Source organism: Paenibacillus dakarensis (assembly GCF_001373415.1).
In the GTDB taxonomy this organism is placed as follows: domain Bacteria; phylum Bacillota; class Bacilli; order Paenibacillales; family Paenibacillaceae; genus Paenibacillus_AQ; species Paenibacillus_AQ dakarensis.
The window spans coordinates 1-21002 of record NZ_CDSE01000092.1; the positions used below are offsets into that span (position 1 = coordinate 1).

Sequence of the window (21002 nt, forward strand, 5' to 3'; positions counted from 1 at the left end):
CAGAAAGCCCAATCGGCGGGTTAGATGCATGGGGAATTTGGAGCGATTATATTCGTTATATCGGAGCGGGGGCTGTAGCCGCAGGTGGTTTGATTACACTCGCCAAAACACTTCCCATGCTCTTCAGTTCATTAGCCGCGACTCTTCGTGGCCTGCAGAAAAAAGATAGCGGGAAGAAGACTTTGGATCGTACAGATCAGGATATCCCTGGGATATGGGTGTTCGCCATGATCGCAGTGTTAATTGTAATCATTGGATTTTCCCCATTAACAGATGTCGGTATCGTTGGAGCGATTGCCATCGCCATATTTGGATTTTTGTTCGTGACCGTAGCCTCCCGTATCGTAGGGCTTGTCGGCAGCTCGTCCTCTCCGGTTTCGGGAATGACGATCGCTACCCTGCTCATCGTTACATTTTTATTCAAAATGTCAGGCATGACCGGCATGAACGGTATGATTGCATCATTAACGGTAGGAGCTATTGTGTGTGTGGCACTGGCCGTAGCCGGTGATATTTCACAGGATTTAAAGACCGGATATTTGGTCGGAGGGACACCATGGAAGCAGCAGGTTGCGATGATGATTGGTGTGCTTGTATCAGGACTTGTTATCGGTTTTATTCTATCCGTATTAAATGAAAGCTACGGCCTGGGTTCTGAAGACCTTCCGGCACCCAAAGCGGTATTGATGCGAATTATTGTGGAAGGAATCATGGCTGGTAATCTTCCATGGGATCTCATTTTTATCGGTGCTGCCTCTGCGGTAGTATTCGAATTGCTGGGACTGAACTCACTGACTGTGGCAGTCGGTATCTATTTGCCGATTCATGTTAGCACCCCAATCATGGTCGGAGGACTTGTACGCTGGTTCATCGAGGTCCTTTCCCGTAAGGATAAAGAAAAGCTGAAGGCGAGAGTGGAAACAGGCACACTGCTGGCTTCAGGGCTAATTGCCGGTGAATCCTTGATTGGTGTAATCATAGCGGTGCTTATCTGGATGAATGTAGAGATTCCGGGCAGCACACTGATTGAGAATAATTGGCTGCCGCTTCTTATATTCCTGATTGTTACGATGATTCTGACATGGGGATCGTTAGCCAGCAAAAAAGCGCCAGCAGCTAAATCGTAGGGAGTGATCAAGCCTTGAGTATTCGTAGGAAAAAAAGAGTGAAGAAAAGCCTGAACCTTCTCTGCATGGTTCCTGTACTTAAAGATGGTCTGACACTGGAGCAGAGGGACGGTTATGCGACAGTGCTCGTACCCCGTCAGTCCTGGCTTGAACGCCAGGCTGTACGTTTTCTGGGTCAACCTGCTGTAATCAAGGTGAAGCTGGATGATCTGGGCGCTGCTGTTGTAAGCAGATGCGATGGTCAGCACGCTATAGCGGATATAGCGGAGAATCTGAAAATGGAGTTTGGAGAAGCTGCTGAGCCTCTGATTCCCCGTCTGGTCAAATTTATCGAAATGATGGAAGTGAATCATTGGATCGACTGGAAGAGCGGTTTGATAAGCGAGAATTTGCAGCTTAAGAAAGAAAGTTAAAGACTAATCCGGCAAGAAATATAGTAGGCTGCTCAAGGCATTTACTTGAGTAGCCTACTTTGTTTTATGATCCCGAGAATGAATAGAACATGCCCAGATGGAATCAGCAATGAGGACATTTATTCCGTAAGAAATAGCTTATCACACGTAAACTAATAGAGCTCAACCATAAATTAAAATTCTATCACGACATGAAGTCGGAACTTTGAGAAGTATTCTACAACGAAGAAGGCAGAATCAGTCTGAAGAAGCAAAGCGGTCGCCTAAAAGCTTTCCACAGGAAAGCTACATCGAAAGCGTTAACTGTCCCCGGATTTCAACGACTCTCGTTAATCCAGAAGAAATCCGGGGACAACAGTGATCGTAAGAATGATCTGCATTCGGAGAGATGAATTACAACCAGATTGTAAGAATGACCCACATGATAGTTTGCTCGAACTTGTACAGTGAGTGTCCCTAGCTTGTATTATTCTGGAATAACACGTTAAAATATTCAAATAACGATATTAAAGGCGGGATCTTGCTTGGAAGAACTCATCGTTTTGGATCAAGTGAGTAAATGGTATGGACGCCATGCAGCTGTTCAGGATATAACATGGCGAATAAATCGAGGAGAATGTGTAGCTGTTACAGGGGGGAACGGAGCGGGAAAGAGCACTCTGCTGCACCTGATTGCCGGGCTGGCAGTTCCTTCTCAAGGGAAGAGGGTTATTCGTTCAAGCAGTCTTCGTGTCGGATATGTACCTGAACGTTTTCCAAGTCTGCGTTTCACACCTAAGCAGTATTTAATACATATGGCAAGAATTCAAGGATTAAATGCGCAAGCTGCACTGCATATGGCAGAAGGCATGCTATCACTGTTTCATATGGAGCAGCATGCTGAGCGAAGCATGAATCATTTCTCGAAGGGAATGCTGCAAAAGGTTAATCTGATGCAGGCCATGCTGTCCACACCTGATTTGCTTATATTAGACGAGCCTTTATCCGGATTGGATGAAGGATCACAATATGAGATGATTCGTATTCTTGAGGAGATTAAACATTCAGGAAAAGCGATTGCCATGTCGGTCCATGAGCCGCTTTTGACGGCAGCTTTGGCTGATCGAATGGTCTTTATGGAAGAGGGAAGAGTGGTCCGTGATGCTCTTCATGAACAAGTGCCTGAGAGCAAAGGGGTAATGATAAGATTTCATGGCTTGTCTCCTGATGCGTTATTGAAGCTGGAAACCCTGAATGGATTCTTATACTTCAAATCAAGAGGAACACCCGCAGAAATAGTTATACAGAAAGATTTCTCGGATGAGATGCTGTTGTTTGTCCTCAATTCAGGCGGCTCTGTGATCTCGGTGGAATCATGATGAATTGGCAGCTGCTCCGATATTTGATAGCGAGTTATACGCGGTCTTACCGTTATTTTGCCCCTTTTTCCTTTATGATTATTTCCGTCCTTCTTCTGTATTCCTATAAGCCGAATCCTGTAATGGACAGCTATGCCGTTACGTCCACCCTGCTGTTTATGGGTTTTGCCTGGATGGGAATGACTTTCCTCAATCATGATCAAGGTCGGCAAACTTCGCTTCTCCTGTTGCATACGGGAAGTGCGGGAGTGTTCTATGTTACCCAGTATGCGGTTCTTGTGACGTTTAGTGCAATCATGAGCACGATGGCTGTAATTTATCCAATCTTGACGGGAATGTTTAATGAGCCTGTGGGGATGGAGCGCTTCGTGATAGCTTGGCTTGCACATTTATTATTATCCTTGCTGGGTTCGGCTATATCTCTTTATTTCCAATCCGGCTGGATCGAGAATCAAGGCAGGGCAATAGGTTTAATATGTATTGTGGTGATTCTATCGATTGCAGGGCTTTCTGTTGTTAGTTCACTTCCTGGAAAAATGACCTTTATGGCATACATTCTTCCTCCTGTCTCGCTAATGATTGATATGCTAATGCATGCAGATGAACAAGGCTTAATTAAGTGTGCTTGGGCTTTATTATATACATTTGGTTATACCGCGGTGCTGTTTCTTGTCTATTTGAACAGAGCATGTACCAAGGACGCAGCTGAGCTCGTTAGAAAATCAGGTTGATGAAGGATGAATCTTCCTATACCATAAAGAGAAGGAAAGGTGAACATAAAAGGCAGCTTATCTAACAGGAGGAAATAATGAAACAGACACGACTGCTAGACAGTGACCACTCCAAAGAGCTGTTTGCCTATTTCGGATTGGCGGTATATTACTCACAGGCATTAGAGCAGCAGCTGGCTAATCTGCTGATGCTTATAAAATTGTCGAAGGGTAAAGTACTATCGGAAGAGGATATTGCACAATTGTACCAGCGTAAACTGAGCAGTTCCCTGGGTCAGCTGGTTCAGGAAATACAGCATTACTTCCCTTTTTCCGAAGAAGAATCGCTACAGCTGAAAGAAGTGTGGAAACAGCGAAATCATATCGTTCATGATTATTTTAAAGAACGAATACACGAAACCTTCAGTCCTGCCGGACGTGCACGCATGATCCGTGAACTGACTGCTTTTAAAGATCAAGCCCAAGCGTTAGAACAGAAATTACAAGGTTATTCGAGAGAAATGTACATTAAGCTAGGGTTAGAAGGGGAGAAAGAGCCCGAAATTTAGCAAGCACCGGACATCCCTTGAAACATTTTCCACTGATGCTGCGTCAGTATGAACAGGAGGTGCAAGTTATGATAACAACCAAAAAAGTATTATCCGTGCTGTTAATTTCATCTTCACTCTTTGGCGCAGGGGCTGCCTCGGCATTTGCCTTCTCAGATGTTCAGGATAACAATCAAAGGGCAATGGTGGAGTCTCTTCAAAAGAAAGGTATTATTCAAGGAGTAAGTGCGGATAAGTTTGCTCCGCAAAAAGTGATTACTTCCGCACAAGCCATTCAAATGATTGTGAAAGCAACTGGACTTCAAATGAATCCGAATTTCAGCGGTAAATCTTTCAGTACCGTACCGGACGGTGCATGGTATGCCGATGCAGTCAATATCGCTGTTCAGCATGGATTACCTGTTACAGCTGAGACAAAGTGGAACGAACCGATATTGCGGGAGGATTTTGCAAAATTGCTGGCTGCCGCAGTTCAGCAAACAGGGGATTACCCACTCATCATGATGTATATTAACGTGGCTGATGAAAAAAACATGAAAGAAGAAAGCCGCGGTGCTGTTCAGTTTCTGCTGTTAACTAAGATCACAGAACTGGAGGAAGGGGATAAATTTCTTCCTAAGCATCAATTGACTCGTATGGAAGCTGCGCAGATGATCTATGCTGCCATGCAGTTTATTCAAAATCACAAGCAGGATGATGTAAAAGGGAACGATCAGGCAGGAGAGGACATTTCAATTCAAATTGTTAAAGTGAATAATGAAGTGAATAAAGTAATCCTCACGAAAGACGATCTGCCACATCCGGGCTATGGAATTGCAGTAACTTCGATTGACTTTACGAATCAAAATGAGGCGATCGTTTACTACAGCATAACTCAACCGGATCCTGATATGATGTACCCGCAGGTGATTTCGAAAGCATCGACAGAAGCTTATGTTCCGTCCAAGTATAAGATCAAGGTCAAAGCTGACAAAGCTGAATCTGTAAATGTAAAGAACAAACTGTGATCTGTATTGAGCGTTATAAGAAAATTTAAATAGGCTAACCCTGGCAGAAGTCTTCTGCGACAGGGTTAGCCTATTTTATTGGTTTAGGCGTTACCACCCGCAAGATTTATCGAAGCACCTGTAGTGACGGCTTCCTTATCTTTATTCTCCGCAGGTGGACGGTCTGCGGAATTAGAACCAAACTGAAGCTGATACATCTGATAATAGCGGCCTTTATGCTCCATGAGCTCGTCATGGGAACCCTGCTCCACAATTTCTCCCCGGTGAAGTACGAGAATCAGATCTGCACTTCGAATCGTTGACAGGCGGTGTGCGATAATAAAGGTAGTGCGGCCCTTTTTCAGTACCTCGAGTGCATCCTGAATAAGTGCTTCCGTCTCGGTATCGATATTTGCCGTCGCTTCATCCAGAATGAGAATGGCTGGATTGAAAGCAAGTGCACGGGCAAATGAGATGAGCTGACGCTGTCCTGCTGACAGGGTGCTTCCCTTCTCGATGACTGGCTCATCAAACCCTTGCGGCAAATGCCCGAGCAGACGGTCTGCCCCAACATCACATAGAGCTTTATCCACTTGCTCACGGGTGATACGGGAATCTCCCAGACTTACGTTAGAAGCGATGGTTCCTGTAAACAAATAAGGATCTTGAAGCACGATACCCATATGCTGACGGAGCCATTGCTTCGGAATGTCGGTCACCGGCTGACCGTCAATGGTAATCGTTCCTTTTTGCGGGTCGTAGAAGCGGAACAGAAGATTGATAATTGAACTTTTCCCTGAACCTGTATGTCCTACAAGAGCGACCGTTTGTCCTTGCTTGGCTTCGAATGAAATGTTTTTCAAGACAAAATCCTTCTTATACGCAAAGGAAACATCCTTGAATTCAACATTGCCTGAATAGCGGGGCATGGAGCCATCGGTAACCCGTTCGCCGGTTTCGTCCATCAATTCGAATACACGCTTGGCAGATACGATGGAGGAATCCAGTGCTGCCAGCTGATTGACCATACCTGTAATCGGCTGGAACATACGGCCCATCAGATCTACATAAGCGTAAAGCACACCAATGGATACGATACCGACGCCATCCAGAGACCTTGCTCCGAAATACCACAGGATAACCACAAATGATAAATTACGCAGCACATTCACGAGATTGTGCGTGGTCAAGGAATTTAGATTCAGCATCTTGTTCTGATGTGCCATATAATCCTCATTTAAGGCTTCAAATTCCTCCTGAGTTGCTTTCTGACGGCGAAAGACTCGAATGATTGGCATACCTTGAATGGATTCATTGATGATTGCGTTGATCTCACTTAATCGCGAGCGGATGATTACATTATATTTAGTTGCAAATTTACGATAAAGGATCGTCCAGGTGATGAGCAGCGGAATGACGAACAGGCTGATCAACCCAAGCTTGATATCCAGGAGAAATAAAGCAATGTAAACCCCTGTAATATACACCATGCCTGAACTGAAATTTGCTAGGACAGCGACGAAGAGATCCTTGACCGCTTCCGTGTCATTGGTGACCCGGGAAACGACTTTCCCTGCTGGAAGATTATCGAAGAAATAAACCGGAAGCCGCTGAATATGAGCGTAAACATCGGTTCGAAGCTTCTGAATAACCCGGTTGGCTGCTGACTGAAGCCAGTAAGTGCGAGCAAATACGGTGATCATGGATATGACCAGTGCAATTAGAAAGAGCTGTATCAGCTTAAATATTCCGGGCAGCTCAGGCTTATAGAATGCAAACACTTCATCGGTAGTTAACTTTTCAGCCGGATATGAACTGCTTTTGTCCCGGCTAGAAATCGTAAGTGTTCCGTCTTTGAAGAAACGCTCCCCTTCGGATTGGACCACCGCTTCAGGAATGAAATAAAAGCTCTTACCATGCTGGAGTATACGAACTTCTTGTCCTCGGGCTTCACCGTGTTCAAACCGATCCATGCGTTTATAATATTTACCGTTATACAAGACCGATTGTTCAGATGATGAAGTCTCGTGATACGGTTTTTCAATGCCCAGGATATGATTGTCTATCATGTTCTTGGCAATGAATGGACCAGCGAGTTCAGCTGCTACGCCGATCGTCAGCATGATTATTGCAGCAATAAAAATACCTTTAGCCGTTAATGCGTAACGAAAAAGTCGTTTGGCAATCCCGGATTCGTTCGATATTGTATTATCGGTATTCGTCAATTAAGACACCTCCTCGGAGGTCAGATTATTTTCAATTTGCTGACGTTCATATTGTTCACGGTACCATCCGTTCAGTGACAAAAGCTGTTCGTGTGTACCTTCTTCTATGATGCGGGCTCCATCCAATACAATAATCCAATCCGCATGCTGGACAGCAGACAGGCGGTGGGTTGATATTAAGGTTGTTTTACCTGCTCGTTTATTGCGGATGTTCTCAATGATTCGGGCCTCAGTACGGGCATCGACCGCGGAAAGGGCATCGTCCAGAATTAAAATTTCCGGGTCTGATATGAATGCACGGGCCAGGGATACACGCTGCTTCTGACCACCGGAAAGCGAAACACCTTTTTCACCGACAAGCGTGTCAAGGCCATCAGAGAGGGTGTTTAAATCCCGATCGAACGCTGCTGTAGCAATGGCATCCATAATGGTATCGTCTGAGGCATCCTTTTTACCAAATTGAATGTTTTGCCTTACGGTTTTGGAGAAAAGAATCTGTTCCTGCGGGACATATCCAATCCAGCTGTGAAGACGGTCTTTAGACAGCATTTCAATCGGTGTCCCGGAGATGAGAATATCTCCAGATCCTGTTGGGTATTCGTGGAGCAGCTGTTTGAGCAGTGTTGTCTTGCCGCTTCCAGTACGTCCAACGACACCGAGTGTGTGCCCTTTTTCCAGCTGAAGTGATACATCGATCAGATTATCAACAGTTGAAGTCGGATACCGGAAGGTGACCTCCTTAAACTGGATGGAATCAGGAGATTCCAAAGCAACAGGCTCCATGGGGTCACTAACGTCCGGTGGAACGGAAAGCGTGTCATTCACCCGGTCAAGTGAGGCGTTACCGCGCTGCATAATGTTGATCAGCTCTCCAATGGCGAACATGGGCCAAATCATCATACCAAGGTACATATTGAAGGATACGAGATCTCCAAGGGTAATTAGATTCTGGAACACCATATACACACCGTAGGACAAACCGATGACATAGCTTAAGCCGATGGAAAAGTTAATCGTGGGCTCGAATAATGCATCGACCTTAGCGACCGCGAGATTCTTGCGGTACACATCATCGGTTATTTCTTGAAAGCGGCGCTGATCTTCACGCTCCTGCACATAGGCACGCACAACCCGGATACCAGCAACAGATTCCAGCACCTGATCATTCATGACGCCGAATGCATCCTGAGCTTGTGTGTAACGTTTATGTATAGCTTTACCGTATATGACCATACCAACTGCAATGATCGGCAAAGGCAAGATAGCAGCGAGCGTCAGCTTCCAGCTGATGAGGAACCCCATCGCGAACAGAATGACAACGAGATAGACCGTTGAATCGGTCATAACCAGCATTCCAAATCCGGCAGTTGCTGCAACAGAACGAAGATCGTTCGTTGCTTTTGCCATTAGATCACCGGTACGGTTCTTTTCAAAGAACGGCGGAAGCATGCGAAGAAGATGATTCATATAACGTGTACGGAGCAATCGTTCAACCAGGTTAGCGCCTCCAAAGATTCGGTGCATCCATATGTAAGTAGCCATATAAATGACAGCGACGGTACCCATGATCAACAGTAGATACTTGATGAGCGAAGGCCAGGATATTGTGCTGCTTACGATATCATCGATGGCATTACCAAGAAGCAGCGGCGGCAGGAGTTCAAGCATTCCGCATAAGATGAGGAAGAACAAGCCAATCAAATATCTCTTCTTCTCAAGCTTAAAAAACCAACCTAAGTTTTTTAGTACAGTAAACATTTTTGATCCCTTCCTTTCGTGAGCCGTGCAGCTAATCCCAGTTCTTTTGTTAAACCAAAAAAAGCATACCATCCCGTAAACGGACGATATGCTTTCACTCATTAACTTATCATACGCGCGGTATTATAATGACAACCGCACATATACAGATACTTCAGTCCAACATTAATACATGAATATGTATCAGAAGTGAGGCGGTACGGGCAGGATGTCATCGGTATTCAGTTGTGAGTATTTATCCATCGGACGATGAGCATAGACAATAAACATATCGAACACCTTAACCACCCTTTCGTTAGAATTTACAATAAATTGAAGATCTCGTATGGACTGAATTCTATCACCGGATACCTGAAAATGTCAAACCTATTTTTTACGATTCAGAAAAATTTTAGGTTAGAAATACTTTAATTTTTATATGAAAAGATTTGTAACCCTGTACAGATATGCGTTATGATACATATACAATTGAGCATTTTCTTAAATGCTGAATCTGAAGGCGAATAACTGGGAAACAGACATATTCCTCAAAGGAGAGTGCGTGAACATGATTATTGAAGTCAGCAATGAGGCAGCGCGTTGGTACAGGAAAGAGCTGGGACTAGGCGCTGGTACGTTTGTACGTTTCTTTCCCCGTTACAGCTCCGGCGGTGGATTACATCCCGGGTTTTCACTTGGAATTTCCGTGGAAGAGCCGAAGGATCCTGGTCTGGTTAAGGTAGCAGAGGATATTACGTTTTACATGGAGGACCAAGACTTGTGGTATTTAAGGGGCTACAATCTCATAGTGGAATACGAACAATCATTAGATGATATTATGTATGTTTATAAGGAAGAAGGCGCAGAGGAGTAACGAGCAAATGTGGCTAACGCGCTCTATCTAGGGAAAGGAGGTTCTCAGGATGAGCGTATATCACCGTGATCTTCGGCAATATATCAGCAAGAAGACAACGCTGGCTATGAAAGCGGCTGTAATCGTGCTGAATGATATTGGAGAGATATTGCTTCTGAAACGCCAAGGGAAGGACGTATGGGGTGTTCCGATTGGGAGCATGAAGCCAGGCGAATCGATGGAGGACGCCGCATCCAGGGAACTCTGGGAAGAAAGCGGCCTTATTGCGGATGATATGCGGTTAATTGACCTGTTGTCAGGTCCAAAGTATGTTAAAAAGTATTCCGGCGGAGATGAGGTTTTCTTTGTTATTGGGGTTTATGCTGCGGTTGGTCTTCGCAGTGCAATTGATCTTCCTGCCCAGAGTGAATTATCTTTAAAGTACTGGGATACGGGAAATCTGCCTGTTATGGATAGCATATCATTACATTTGCTCGAAACTATCAAACAGCAGCTGCTATAAAGTCCTATACCATTGTCTGAGATCTATCCTTCAGACAGCCGGGTTTCCCCGAAAGGGGAATTTTTTTTTCGAGCAATTTACCCTTGAGAATTTCCCGGGATGATTCAGTTTGATTCTTCAACGGCAAAGTCGAAATCATCAATATCATAAACCTGAACGGGGATGGATGCATCAATAATCCGTTGTATGAGCTCATATTGGTCTGTAAGAATGGGCGCATTGATCCGCTGGGCTGATAGAAGTAATTCTGTTTCCACAGGATCGAATAACTCTCCATATGGGGCTGTATCGACTGCATTGAGTATCGTTACATAGGATGTTTCCGTAAGCGGTATGGATGAACTTTTCGCCCAAGGCACTTGCAGTGCCCGATCAATCTTCTTCTTGTTCAGCGGTTGTTCGAAATAATGGATAAGCTCGTGAATTTTGTTCCGAACATGATGCTCATCTGAGGTTGAATGCATTAAAGGCTCTTCGCTGCTCTTTAATTCATATAGTTCCATAATAGTTTTATAAGGAATGATATATTCAACGGGGCGCGGCGGCACAAGAAGCTGGCCGTAGATAGCGAGCATCACAACTTCAGTTACAAGTGTTGTACTCATGTTATTCCTCCTGCAGCTATTACAATTAATATTTTTAGTTTAAAGATAATAAAGCACTGTAGCGGGTAAAAGTCAACAATGAGGTAAAAAATGGGCCTTGATGCCGCAACCAGATCATGCATAAGAAAGGAGTCGTTATTTCTTTTGAAGTCATGGAAAATTTACTATCCCTTCGTTAAGCCATATATAAAATGGATCATACTGACACTTATCATTGGAATGATCAAATTCTCTATTCCTCTCCTGCTTCCTATGATTATGAAATATGTGGTCGATGACCTATTGATTAGCACACAGATGGATATGAAGCAGAAACTGGACCAGCTGATGCTTGTCCTCGGAGGGACCCTGATATTATTTGTTGTTGTACGTGGTCCGGTGGAGTATATGCGGCAATATTTTGCCCAGTTCATTACGAGTCGGATCTTATTTGATATGCGGAACCGGCTTTATGCTCATCTTCAGCGGCTTTCATTAAGATATTATCAGAATACCAAAGTGGGGGAAGCAATTTCCCGCTTTATCAACGATGTGGAGCAATCCAAAAATCTTGTTGAAGTAGGTATGATGAATATATGGCTCGATATGTTCACGCTGATCTTTGTCTTAATCGTGATGTTCTTCATGAATCCGATATTAACTCTGGTAGCTATTTCGGTTCTGCCCCTGTATGCTATTGCGGTGAATCTGTTATATAAACGACTCAAAAAACTGACCAAAGACCGTTCCCAGGCACTGGCTGGAATTCAGTCTTACCTGCATGAACGGATTCAAGGAATATCGGTGATCCGGAGCTTTACACTGGAGCGTTATGACCAAAAGAAATTTGAGGGCATCAACGGCAATTTCCTGAACAAAGCGCTGGCTCAGACGAGATGGAATGCCTTAACGTTCTCTATCATTAATACATTAACCGATATCGCTCCCATCCTCGTTATCGGTTATGGAGGATATCGTGTGATTCAAGGAGATTTGACCTTGGGTACCTTTGTTGCGTTCTTTGGCTATTTGGACAGGCTGTATGCTCCCCTGCGCCGTCTGATCAATTCTTCAACCGTTCTTACGCAGGCCTCGGCATCACTGGAGCGGGTAAAGGAATTGCTGGACGAGCCGTATGATATTGTGGATGCGCCGAATGCGAAGGAATTGCCAAGAGCAGGGCGGATTGAGTTTGACCGGGTGTGGTTTCAATACAATGATCAAGGGGGCTGGGTGCTTCAGGACATCAACTTGAAGATCGAGCAGGGCCAGACTGTTGCTTTTGTTGGTATGAGCGGCGGCGGGAAATCCTCCTTGATAGGCCTTATTCCAAGGTTCTACGATGTGCAAAAGGGCAGTGTTAAGATCAACGGCATGGATGTCCGTGAAGTAACACTCGATAGTTTGCGCGGCTCTGTCGGGATGGTTCTACAGGATAACTTCCTGTTTAGCGGATCGGTCCGGGAGAACATTCTGTTCGGGAATCCTGATGCATCGGATGAAGAAATCATGGCAGCTGCACAATCTGCCAATGCCCATGATTTCATTGTCAATCTGCCGCAAGGCTATGATACGGAAGTCGGCGAGCGGGGCGTAAAGCTGTCAGGCGGACAGAAGCAGCGGCTGGCTATTGCACGCGTATTTTTGAAAAATCCGGATATTCTGGTTCTGGATGAAGCTACCTCGGCCCTGGATCTGGAATCAGAGCATTTAATTCAGCAGGCACTTCAATCATTATCCAAAGACCGGACTACGCTCATCGTTGCTCACCGTTTATCTACCATTACACATGCTGATATGATCGTCGTGCTTGAAAACGGGCAGATCACAGAGCAGGGAACACATAGTGAGCTGATGGAGCGGGATGGAAGTTATGCGAGATTATATAATGTACAGCATTTGGAGTCCTAAATCAGTTCTCTTCTCATGAATAGATAAAATCATCGCCCTTGTTTCGAATGGATATGTCCCCATATACCATCAATCAAGGGCGATTTTATTGTATTCTAGTGGATTGTATTCGATTTATTTATCCGAATCCTGCTGTGTAAGCACATTAGTATAGGATGCGTGAATATAATCCAGATTTGATTGATGCTTGATCATGTTGTTAGCGGCCGTAACAAGCAGGAACACAGCAGCAACCCCTAGCAGAACTTTTTTGGCTGTATGGTTTCGAATTCCGGTGACGAAGCTGGCAGCAAGAATAAAGAATGCGAATAGATAATGCCCTGCATAAAGATATAAGTCATAGGTGAATGCGGTGAGCCCAAAACCAACTACGATATGAAGCAGAAACGCAAACAAGATGTAAGTAAAGATAGCCCAGATGCCCCTAGATTTAATGCCTTTAATGAAGCCAAGAACAGCCATCAAGAAGAAGCCGATCCCCACAATGTGGACATACAAGGGATAAGGCTTGCTGAGATCAGTAGCAAAAGCCGTGATACCCGTGTCAATCAAGGCGATAGCAGGGGTTAGTATAGGACTTACAATAAGCATATAGAATGCTCTGGCATGGTGTTCGACCGAGAACGGTGTAACATAACCGAGACCCCCGCTTGAAAGACCGCCAAAAACATTGGTTAACCATGTCTTTCCGAATGTGAAATACTGTATTCCTGTCATCATAAGAATCATCATTAGGGCAGTAATCATAATGATCATAAACCACTTGAATGTCGTTTTTGTATGGCTTCGGTTAAAAAGGCTGACAAACAGAGCAACGGCAAACGTAACAACATTGGTTGATGTAATCCCGAAATTAAGCAAGGTGAGGGAGGCATTTGGAATAATCGGAAACGATTGCTCAGCCCGGCATTTTTGCAAATAGGCTGCGGAGAGCACGATAACAAATTGTGCATAAGGATAAGAATCTGGAATGAATGCTGTAAAAATACTGTAAGAGCTTACACCGAACAAAGCGGTGAACAGAAGGGAAACATGCCGATCCGAGCCACTTCTGCGGAGCATGAAATAGATGATCGTGGTCGTCAATGCATTCATTACGGCTTGTACGATTAGAAACAGCATATTACCAATCGAGTGGCTGGACAGATGAGTAAGCGGCGCTGAAAGGAAGTTGTAGAGCGGGTGAATAACTGTGCCTGTGGTACTTCCGTACTCCATCGACGGATCGAAATTAAACAGATTAAGCGAGAAAGGCGCCCCGTAGAAGGGATTGTAGCGGCCTAACATTTCTGCATTATCTTTGATGTACTGTATATAGGGCATGTTCATAACCAGATAAAATAAGCAGAATACAAGCCAAAGAATCAATGCAGTGTAATTATCCTTCCTGTCTTTGAAAAAATAGCCGCGAAAAGTCATATGTATTTACGAACCTCCCAAATCATTTGAACTAAGTGATTAAGAGTAACAAACCCGAGATGATGAAAACGACACCTGCTATTTTTATCATCCCGATCGATTCCTTGAAAATGACTTTGGCGAACAATAAAGCCCACAAAAAGGTTAGAGCATTCGCAGGCATTACAATCGTGTAAGGCAGCTCTTTTAACAAGTAGATGTTGAGCAATGCACCAATACCATAAGATGCAAAACCAATGAACAGTAAGAAAAATTGCTTTTTAGAGGTGAAGCCTTTAAAAAACACGCTGCCCAGCGAGCCTAACAGAGTCATAGCAAGCAGAAGCATATACAGGATCGGTTCATTTTTCATAAGAGGTTAAGGTCACCCCGATTCCAAGCAGGACAACTGCCGCTGTCTTCTTTAGCGTGATGGGCTCTCCAAGAAAGAGATCACCGTATAACAATGCAACGATATAGCTAATGCACATCAGCGGGTAAGCAACAGAGAGCTTTTCCAGTGCCAATGACTTGATCATAAATATAGCTCCCAGTCCATAACATGCGAATCCGATGACCATATAGACCAGGTTGCTGTGGCCCCATTTCCAGAATAATTGGCCAGTCGCTGTGAGTATGGCGGATACGATCATCAACCACTTTCCGAGATGTCGTCTTTGTTCACCGCTTACATGCTCCATGTTAATCCCTCGCATCCCGCTTTATGTTTATGACAATTAATTAGATATTTTTGGCCCACAAGCTCCAGCATTGGCATATCGGACAGAGAGTCGGAGTAAGCACAGGAATGGTCATAATCGATCGTAATTCCTTTTTCCTGCAAATAGCCTTGGATCCGGGTCACTTTCTCTTCTCCCTTGCAGTTGTTTCCATCAATCAGATGAGTGAACTGTTCACCGGATTTGATCAAATTCGTTCCGATTACTCCATCTACAACATCAAGCTGTTCGAAATATTTCATATATGCATAAGGAGATGCGGTAACCAGCAAAATGTGATATCCGTCTTTCTTTTTGTTCTGCATTTCGGACAAGGCTCCTGGATATACATTCGGCAGGATTTTGGTCTCAAAAAAGAGCTTGAGATCTTCTTCATTCATCATTTTTATAAAACGAAAATAGGAGCTTTTCGCAGTTTCAGCCTTCATTAAATGCAGTTTATATAGCACAGAGTAGATGACGATAAGGAATAAAAAATAGAAAGAAGATGGCTTCTTCTGTATTCCATACATCACAAACTGAAACATCGAATCCTTGTGGATAATCGTTTTGTCCACATCGAATAATGCCACCTTTTGGGCCATGAATACATACCTCGTCTGCAAAAAAAATTATTCAAAATAAGTAAGAATTCCAATTACACTGACGACATAAACAAGCACAGTCATCAGAATATGCCTATCTTCAAGCAATACCCGATCAGGTGAACCGCCCTTTTTCTCAATGTGAATCAAATAAAGGTAGCGGAATATTCCATAGATGACGAGTGGAATCGTCCACATCAGGTGAATGGTACGACCCGATGTAAACGTAAACAGTGAATAGCTAATAATCGTTGCAGTTGTAACAATGCCGCTAAACTGATCTAACAGCTCAAGGGAATAGTGCTCCAATACTTTACGGTGCGAACCTTTTTCCTCTTGCAGAAGCACCAGTTCGTGCCGTCTTTTTCCAATAGCAAGAAAGAGAGAGAGGAGCATCGTGCACAGCAGGAACCAGGGTGTAAATGGCACATGTATGACTAATCCGCCAGCGAGGGCACGAAGCACAAATCCGGCGGCGATGATCATAATGTCAATAATGACGACGTGTTTTAAATGAAGTGAATAGGCGACATTCATTACAAAATATAGTGCAAGCAGCGATGTGAATAGCGGACTGAAAATAGCGGATGCTGCAAGTGAGCCTATGAGGAGTACAATGCCAAAAACGAGAGCTACGTTTGGATTTAATTGTCCGGATGCCATCGGACGATGCTGCTTTACAGGGTGGCTTCTATCAGCTTCAAGGTCTATATAATCATTAATTATGTACACACAGCCGGAGATGAAGCAGAGCAAGAAAAAGGCTGCAATCGTATCTGCTATGACAGTCACATTTACTGTATCAAAAGAAAATAGAGGTGCGGCGAATATAAGCAGATTTTTCGTCCATTGTTTTGGGCGTAATTGTTTGATTAGCTGGAGCGGAGTCTGCCTGTGAAAAGCTGGCTTGTTTATAAGATTAGGGGATTGCACGTACAAATGCCTCCTACAATGCATCAGAATTAATGTAATTGCGAGAAAATTATTCCAATTACATATATAGTACAACATTAATCGAGAAACAAAAAAGAAGCAAGAGGTGTCCTCTACGCCTGCTACAGACGAAGAAGACACCTCTTGCTTTATAAATTAAACTTCTTATGATTTTCCGATTAACAGTGACAAGATACCGGCTGCAATCAGAGGACCAACCGGAACTCCGCGAAACAGGGCGACACCGAGGACGGTTCCGATCAGAAGACCGGCAACCACCGACGGATTGCTGCCCATGAGGGAAACTCCTCGTCCGCCAAGGTACGCGACCAGCATACCGACACCGATTGCGATAAGAGATTTCCAATTCAGAAAGGACTCTCCGATGAATTGAGGGCTCATTTTACCGCTCGCCACAGGTGACATCACACCTATGGTTAAGATGATAACCCCGATGGTAAGCCCATATTTCTCAAGCCAAGGGAAGGCCTGCTGAAAGCCTGTAACGCGGATGAGCAGCAGAGCAAGCATCGCGATCGTAATTGTCGAGTTGCTGCTAATGATTCCGAGTGCTGCCAAACCCAGCAGGATGAGTGAGGTGACATCCATGAAGTGCGCCAGCTCCTTTGGAGTATGAATTTAATTGAAGAGAACTAAGCCTTATTCACGAGATGCTCAGCGATTAATCGCCCATGAAAACGGCCGGTTTCAATGAATATTTCATTCGCATTTCGTCCGGATGAAATAACTCCGGCAACGTATAAGCCAGGCACCGTGGTTTCCATGGTATCCGGGTTAAAACGAGGCTTCTCCATCTCTTCATCCAGTTCTACTCCGGAAGAAGCTAACAGCTTGCGATCCGGACGGAAACCGGTTAGAGCAAGTACGAAATCATTATCAATCAATTGCTCAGATCCATTATTCGACTTAATCGTTATAGAGTTTTCCCGAATCTCGGTTACGTTAGACTCCAAGTACAGCTTGATTCGTCCCTTGTTCACCATTGCCTCGAATATGGGCCTTACCCAAGGCTTAATGTTCTCGGATATTTCCTTCCTACGGTAAATCATCGTTACATCTGCACCGACACGGATCAGCTCCATTGCTGCATCCACCGCTGAATTACTTCCGCCAATAATAGCTGTTTTCATTCCGGCATAAGGATGGGCTTCACGAAAATAATGAGTGACTTTATCGAGGTCTTCACCGGGAATGCCGATGTAATTCGGATGATCGAAGTAGCCGGTTGAGATGACAACATTTTTGGCCTCGCGATAGCTTTCCACGCCGCTGCGTTTACGTGTCAGCACCTTGAAAGAACCATCAGGGAGCTTGTTAATAGAGGTGGCTTCCTCATAAGGCGAGATATTGATCTTGTAATGCTCGGCAACTTTACGATAGTATGCGAGTGCTTCGTCCCGATAAGGCTTATCATTGGAAATGGTAAATGGGATATCACCGATTTCAAGCATCTCTGCAGTACTGAAAAACTGCATATGGGTTGGATACAAGTAAATGGAATGAACGATATTGTGTTTATCGATTATTTCTGCAGACAGCCCGCGTTTGCTGCACTCAATAGCAGCTGATAGCCCGCATGGTCCTGCGCCAATTATTAAAACGTCTAGCATGGTAAACCTCCTTATGTAATAAGCATTCATGAACAATTAGCAATAATAATCCTACCGCAAAAGTAGAGATAAATCCACATTGAGCGATTACCATCAAAAGGCAAATGCCTTGTGTGAAAGGTATTGACGTGAGAATCTAATTAGATTAATATCTAATTAGATAAATATGAAAATGCATTGAACTTATAATTAGGAAGGATGTATTCAGATGCAGCTGGAGAAGATCGTCAATGTCCATAAATTGCTTGGTGACCCTAACCGGATGAGAATACTTATGCTGCTGGGACGGGGAGAACTGCACGGGCAGGCACTGGCAGGTAAACTCAGCTTGTCGCAGCCTACGGTAACCCACCATATTTCCAAGCTTCGTAATGCTTCATTAATTCATGAGCGAAGAGATAAGAATACGATTTATTTTTCGCTTAACCCGGAGTTCATTCGTCAAGTTCATCAAGCGTCTGAAGCGTTTATTTTTGGTAAGGGAGGAGGGGAGGATCCTATGGAAATGAAAGAAACGGATGAAACGAAGAAGATGAAGCTAAAAACGTCTGTAATCAACAATTTCTTTACCAAAGAAGGCAGACTGAGTCAAATTCCAGCCCAATACAAGAAGAAGTTAATTGTGCTTGAGCATCTGGTGCAGAAGCTGGAGCCCGGCAGGGAATATCAAGAGAAAGAGATTAATCAATTTATTCAACAGTACCACGAAGATTATGCAACGATTCGCCGAGAATTCATTATGCATCAGTATATGTACAGGGATAACGGTGTTTATGTATTAAATCCACGTGAAATGTGGACCAACTGGGAACAGGTATAATAGAAGCTAAATGAAATAACACCTTTCCGTGGGTCGTTCTACCGAACCGGAAAGGTGTTTGTAGTGGATAGTATATTTCTGATTTAAGGGAGCCTTATATCAATATTCCCGGAATAAGCCTCTGCTTTTATCGTATGTTTGCTCTCTTTTGGTGATGGGGGGATGCTGACTGAGCCGGAGCGGGAGTTTGCTTCATAGAATCCGTTAAAACCCGGATCTGCCGTAATGTCAATATCTCCAGACCGTGCAAGTGTGGTAATTGATGAAACTCCTTCTTGAGTGATTGTGATATCACCTGAGTAATTCTCGATGTTTCCTTCACCCTTTACTTGCTTCAGCTCCACATCTCCGGAACGGCTTAGGATCTGAAGGTTACCGGTAAGGTCTTCTCCCTCAATATCTCCTGAATATGTTTCAAGATTCAGATTATTGGCAGTAAGATGATTTGCAGTCACGTCACCTGACATTGAAGATATATTAATGTTGTTTGAAGAGACCCCAAACAGATTAATATCCCCGGAGTAAGCTGATACGTCCAAATACTCTAATTCGGTTCCTTGCGGAAGCGCAACTTCTATTGCCCCTTTCGGAAACTCAAAATTGAAACTGAAAAATTCATGTCGTGAAGGAACAGTCAAATCCAGTGTAAGATCAGGTCCTTTAATATCTAGATTCTTAAGTCGATCGACTATTTCGGGATGAACTTTCCCATGAAATTGTATATATCCTTCTTTATTTGAACCTGGAGTAAATGAAATATTAATATCGAAGGTGCTCTTAATGCTCAGTTTCTTAATCTCATCAGCTTTCAGATCCCAGGCCTGTTTATGGTCAATAAAATCTTCTTGAAATTTGAATTTATATGCCGCCATCCCGACTGCACCAATAAGGATGAGCAGTATAGCGGTGCTGATCAAAATTTTATTTTTCATTAAACAGATCTTCCTTTCATCATTCGGACGTTCCATCTGAAATATCCACGAATTATGATGACCAGTCCGATATATACCCACCGGACGATGTAGGCGAGAAGAATACCGACACCGACCAATGATATGGACAGGAACAATTTAGCGGGATAAAAAGTACCATTATACAAATAATCAAGCAGAAGCAGCACCGGGCTGAGCATAATTGCGGCAGCACCGATTGCTAAAGCAAGCCCTCCTGTACAGAGCGTAACCAGGAAGGGGACAGCTACCAAAGCACAGAATAAGAGACCAATACCTATAAACAGACGACCTACAGTCCCAGGTGAATTTGGAGTCTGAATCGTCATATCCATATATCGATCACCCAGTGCTTCCCGAGCCATTTCAAATGGATCCCCGAGTTCGCGGGCGATATCTTCTTCAGAGCGTCCGTCTTGCAGCCCAATCTCAAAATGCGTTGCCACCTCACTCAGGAGCTCATTCCGTTCACTGAGGGGCAATGGTGAAAGTCTTGCTTCTAAGATGGATAAAAACTGTTTTTTATTCATACTCCTGTCCTTCCTCAATTAAATTAGTAACATTACTTACAAAGTCCTTCCATTCTTTAATCATGGCATTCATATAGACCTCACCGGTTTCAGTCAGCTTGTAATACTTACGGGGCGGACCTTCAGATGATTCTTGAAGATATGTTGTGCAGTATCCTTCATTTACAAGTCTGCGCAAAAGTGGATATAGTGCTCCTTCGGCAACTTCAATATGTTTGGATACAGACTGGGCGAGCTCATACCCATATTGATCTTTACGGTGAATCAGCACGAGCACGCATAATTCAAGGACGCCTTTCTTAAATTGAATACTGACTTCCAAGGGTGATACCTCCAATCCCTATAGAATTGAATAGTAATCGGTACTGATTATTATTCATTAGCTAATAAAGAGAATAACATTAGGTACTGAATATTGCA

The 21002-nt window shown here is 43.9% G+C and carries 23 protein-coding genes; 10 read left to right on the forward strand and 13 right to left on the reverse strand.

Translation table 11 applies throughout. The features are described from left to right. The 6 genes from BN1234_RS19915 to BN1234_RS19940 form a co-directional block, all read left to right on the forward strand. A partial coding sequence (locus tag BN1234_RS19915; protein ID WP_156337285.1) for an OPT family oligopeptide transporter occupies positions 1-1127 on the forward strand: 1127 nt, incomplete at its 5' end. Between the two features lie 14 nt (positions 1128-1141). Beyond that, on the forward strand, positions 1142-1540 hold the full coding sequence (locus BN1234_RS19920; RefSeq protein WP_245640232.1) for a PqqD family peptide modification chaperone: 399 nt from the start codon (positions 1142-1144) through the stop codon (positions 1538-1540). Between the two features lie 524 nt (positions 1541-2064). Continuing rightward, positions 2065-2898: an ABC transporter ATP-binding protein gene (locus tag BN1234_RS19925; RefSeq protein ID WP_054958385.1), complete on the forward strand. Its 834-nt coding sequence runs from the start codon at positions 2065-2067 to the stop codon at positions 2896-2898. Next, positions 2895-3629: a hypothetical protein gene (locus BN1234_RS19930; RefSeq protein WP_245640233.1), complete on the forward strand. Its 735-nt coding sequence runs from the start codon at positions 2895-2897 to the stop codon at positions 3627-3629. The genes BN1234_RS19925 and BN1234_RS19930 overlap by 4 nt, the downstream gene beginning before the upstream one ends. Before the next feature lie 77 nt (positions 3630-3706). Beyond that, positions 3707-4177, forward strand: coding sequence for a hypothetical protein (locus BN1234_RS19935; RefSeq protein WP_054958387.1), 471 nt, complete (start codon positions 3707-3709; stop codon positions 4175-4177). Positions 4178-4245: 68 nt separating this feature from the next. Next, positions 4246-5184, forward strand: coding sequence for a protease complex subunit PrcB family protein (locus BN1234_RS19940; RefSeq protein WP_054958388.1), 939 nt, complete (start codon positions 4246-4248; stop codon positions 5182-5184). An 83-nt stretch (positions 5185-5267) separates the two neighbouring features. On the opposite strand, the gene BN1234_RS19945 is transcribed toward BN1234_RS19940, so the two are convergent. Next, complete coding sequence (locus BN1234_RS19945; protein WP_054958389.1) at positions 5268-7388, reverse strand: ABC transporter ATP-binding protein; 2121 nt, start codon at positions 7386-7388, stop codon at positions 5268-5270. Continuing rightward, on the reverse strand, positions 7389-9146 hold the full coding sequence (locus tag BN1234_RS19950) for an ABC transporter ATP-binding protein (RefSeq protein ID WP_054958390.1): 1758 nt from the start codon (positions 9144-9146) through the stop codon (positions 7389-7391). It abuts the gene before it with no gap. 547 nt (positions 9147-9693) lie between these two features. Here BN1234_RS19950 and BN1234_RS19955 point away from each other — a divergent pair. Continuing rightward, entirely contained in the window at positions 9694-9999 is a 306-nt protein-coding gene (locus tag BN1234_RS19955; RefSeq protein WP_054958391.1) for a HesB/YadR/YfhF family protein, read from the forward strand. 49 nt (positions 10000-10048) lie between these two features. After that, positions 10049-10501 carry an NUDIX domain-containing protein gene (locus BN1234_RS19960; RefSeq protein WP_054958392.1) on the forward strand — a complete coding sequence of 151 codons (453 nt, stop codon included), beginning with the start codon at positions 10049-10051 and terminating at the stop codon, positions 10499-10501. Between the two features lie 104 nt (positions 10502-10605). On the opposite strand, the gene BN1234_RS19965 is transcribed toward BN1234_RS19960, so the two are convergent. After that, complete coding sequence (locus BN1234_RS19965; protein ID WP_054958393.1) at positions 10606-11106, reverse strand: hypothetical protein; 501 nt, start codon at positions 11104-11106, stop codon at positions 10606-10608. A gap of 144 nt (positions 11107-11250) precedes the next feature. On the opposite strand from BN1234_RS19965, the gene BN1234_RS19970 reads away from it, so the two are divergent. Then, a complete protein-coding gene (locus tag BN1234_RS19970; protein WP_054958420.1) occupies positions 11251-12996 on the forward strand; it encodes an ABC transporter ATP-binding protein in 1746 nt (581 codons plus the stop codon). A 114-nt stretch (positions 12997-13110) separates the two neighbouring features. Here the strand turns inward: BN1234_RS19970 and BN1234_RS19975 are convergent, their stop codons facing one another. From BN1234_RS19975 to BN1234_RS20005, 7 genes are all read right to left on the reverse strand, one after another. Next, positions 13111-14415: a DUF6080 domain-containing protein gene (locus BN1234_RS19975; RefSeq protein WP_054958394.1), complete on the reverse strand. Its 1305-nt coding sequence runs from the start codon at positions 14413-14415 to the stop codon at positions 13111-13113. 31 nt (positions 14416-14446) lie between these two features. After that, on the reverse strand, positions 14447-14767 hold the full coding sequence (locus BN1234_RS19980) for an EamA family transporter (RefSeq protein ID WP_054958395.1): 321 nt from the start codon (positions 14765-14767) through the stop codon (positions 14447-14449). Further along, positions 14757-15095, reverse strand: coding sequence for an EamA family transporter (locus BN1234_RS19985; protein WP_054958396.1), 339 nt, complete (start codon positions 15093-15095; stop codon positions 14757-14759). Before BN1234_RS19985 ends, BN1234_RS19980 begins: the two co-directional genes overlap by 11 nt. Beyond that, the gene (locus BN1234_RS19990) at positions 15083-15718 is read right to left on the reverse strand and encodes an HAD family hydrolase (RefSeq protein WP_054958397.1); all 636 of its coding nucleotides are present in this window, start codon (positions 15716-15718) and stop codon (positions 15083-15085) included. The genes BN1234_RS19985 and BN1234_RS19990 overlap by 13 nt, the downstream gene beginning before the upstream one ends. 27 nt (positions 15719-15745) lie before the next feature. Next, the gene (locus BN1234_RS19995) at positions 15746-16633 is read right to left on the reverse strand and encodes a decaprenyl-phosphate phosphoribosyltransferase (protein WP_245640235.1); all 888 of its coding nucleotides are present in this window, start codon (positions 16631-16633) and stop codon (positions 15746-15748) included. 183 nt (positions 16634-16816) lie between these two features. Continuing rightward, the gene (locus BN1234_RS20000) at positions 16817-17260 is read right to left on the reverse strand and encodes a DUF441 domain-containing protein (RefSeq protein WP_054958399.1); all 444 of its coding nucleotides are present in this window, start codon (positions 17258-17260) and stop codon (positions 16817-16819) included. A 44-nt stretch (positions 17261-17304) separates the two neighbouring features. Next, positions 17305-18282, reverse strand: a complete 978-nt coding sequence (locus BN1234_RS20005; RefSeq protein ID WP_054958400.1) for a YpdA family putative bacillithiol disulfide reductase — start codon at positions 18280-18282, stop codon at positions 17305-17307. A 208-nt stretch (positions 18283-18490) separates the two neighbouring features. Between BN1234_RS20005 and BN1234_RS20010 the strand changes: the two genes are divergently transcribed. Beyond that, positions 18491-19102: a DUF2087 domain-containing protein gene (locus tag BN1234_RS20010; RefSeq protein WP_054958401.1), complete on the forward strand. Its 612-nt coding sequence runs from the start codon at positions 18491-18493 to the stop codon at positions 19100-19102. Between the two features lie 83 nt (positions 19103-19185). On the opposite strand, the gene BN1234_RS20015 is transcribed toward BN1234_RS20010, so the two are convergent. Genes BN1234_RS20015 through BN1234_RS20025 form a run of 3 tightly spaced genes read right to left on the reverse strand, consistent with a single transcriptional unit; the run spans position 19186 to position 20904 of the window. Then, positions 19186-20034, reverse strand: coding sequence for a DUF4097 family beta strand repeat-containing protein (locus BN1234_RS20015; protein ID WP_054958402.1), 849 nt, complete (start codon positions 20032-20034; stop codon positions 19186-19188). Next, positions 20034-20582: an HAAS signaling domain-containing protein gene (locus BN1234_RS20020; protein ID WP_054958403.1), complete on the reverse strand. Its 549-nt coding sequence runs from the start codon at positions 20580-20582 to the stop codon at positions 20034-20036. Before BN1234_RS20020 ends, BN1234_RS20015 begins: the two co-directional genes overlap by 1 nt. After that, complete coding sequence (locus BN1234_RS20025) at positions 20575-20904, reverse strand: PadR family transcriptional regulator (RefSeq protein WP_054958404.1); 330 nt, start codon at positions 20902-20904, stop codon at positions 20575-20577. Before BN1234_RS20025 ends, BN1234_RS20020 begins: the two co-directional genes overlap by 8 nt. Positions 20905-21002 lie beyond the last annotated feature (98 nt).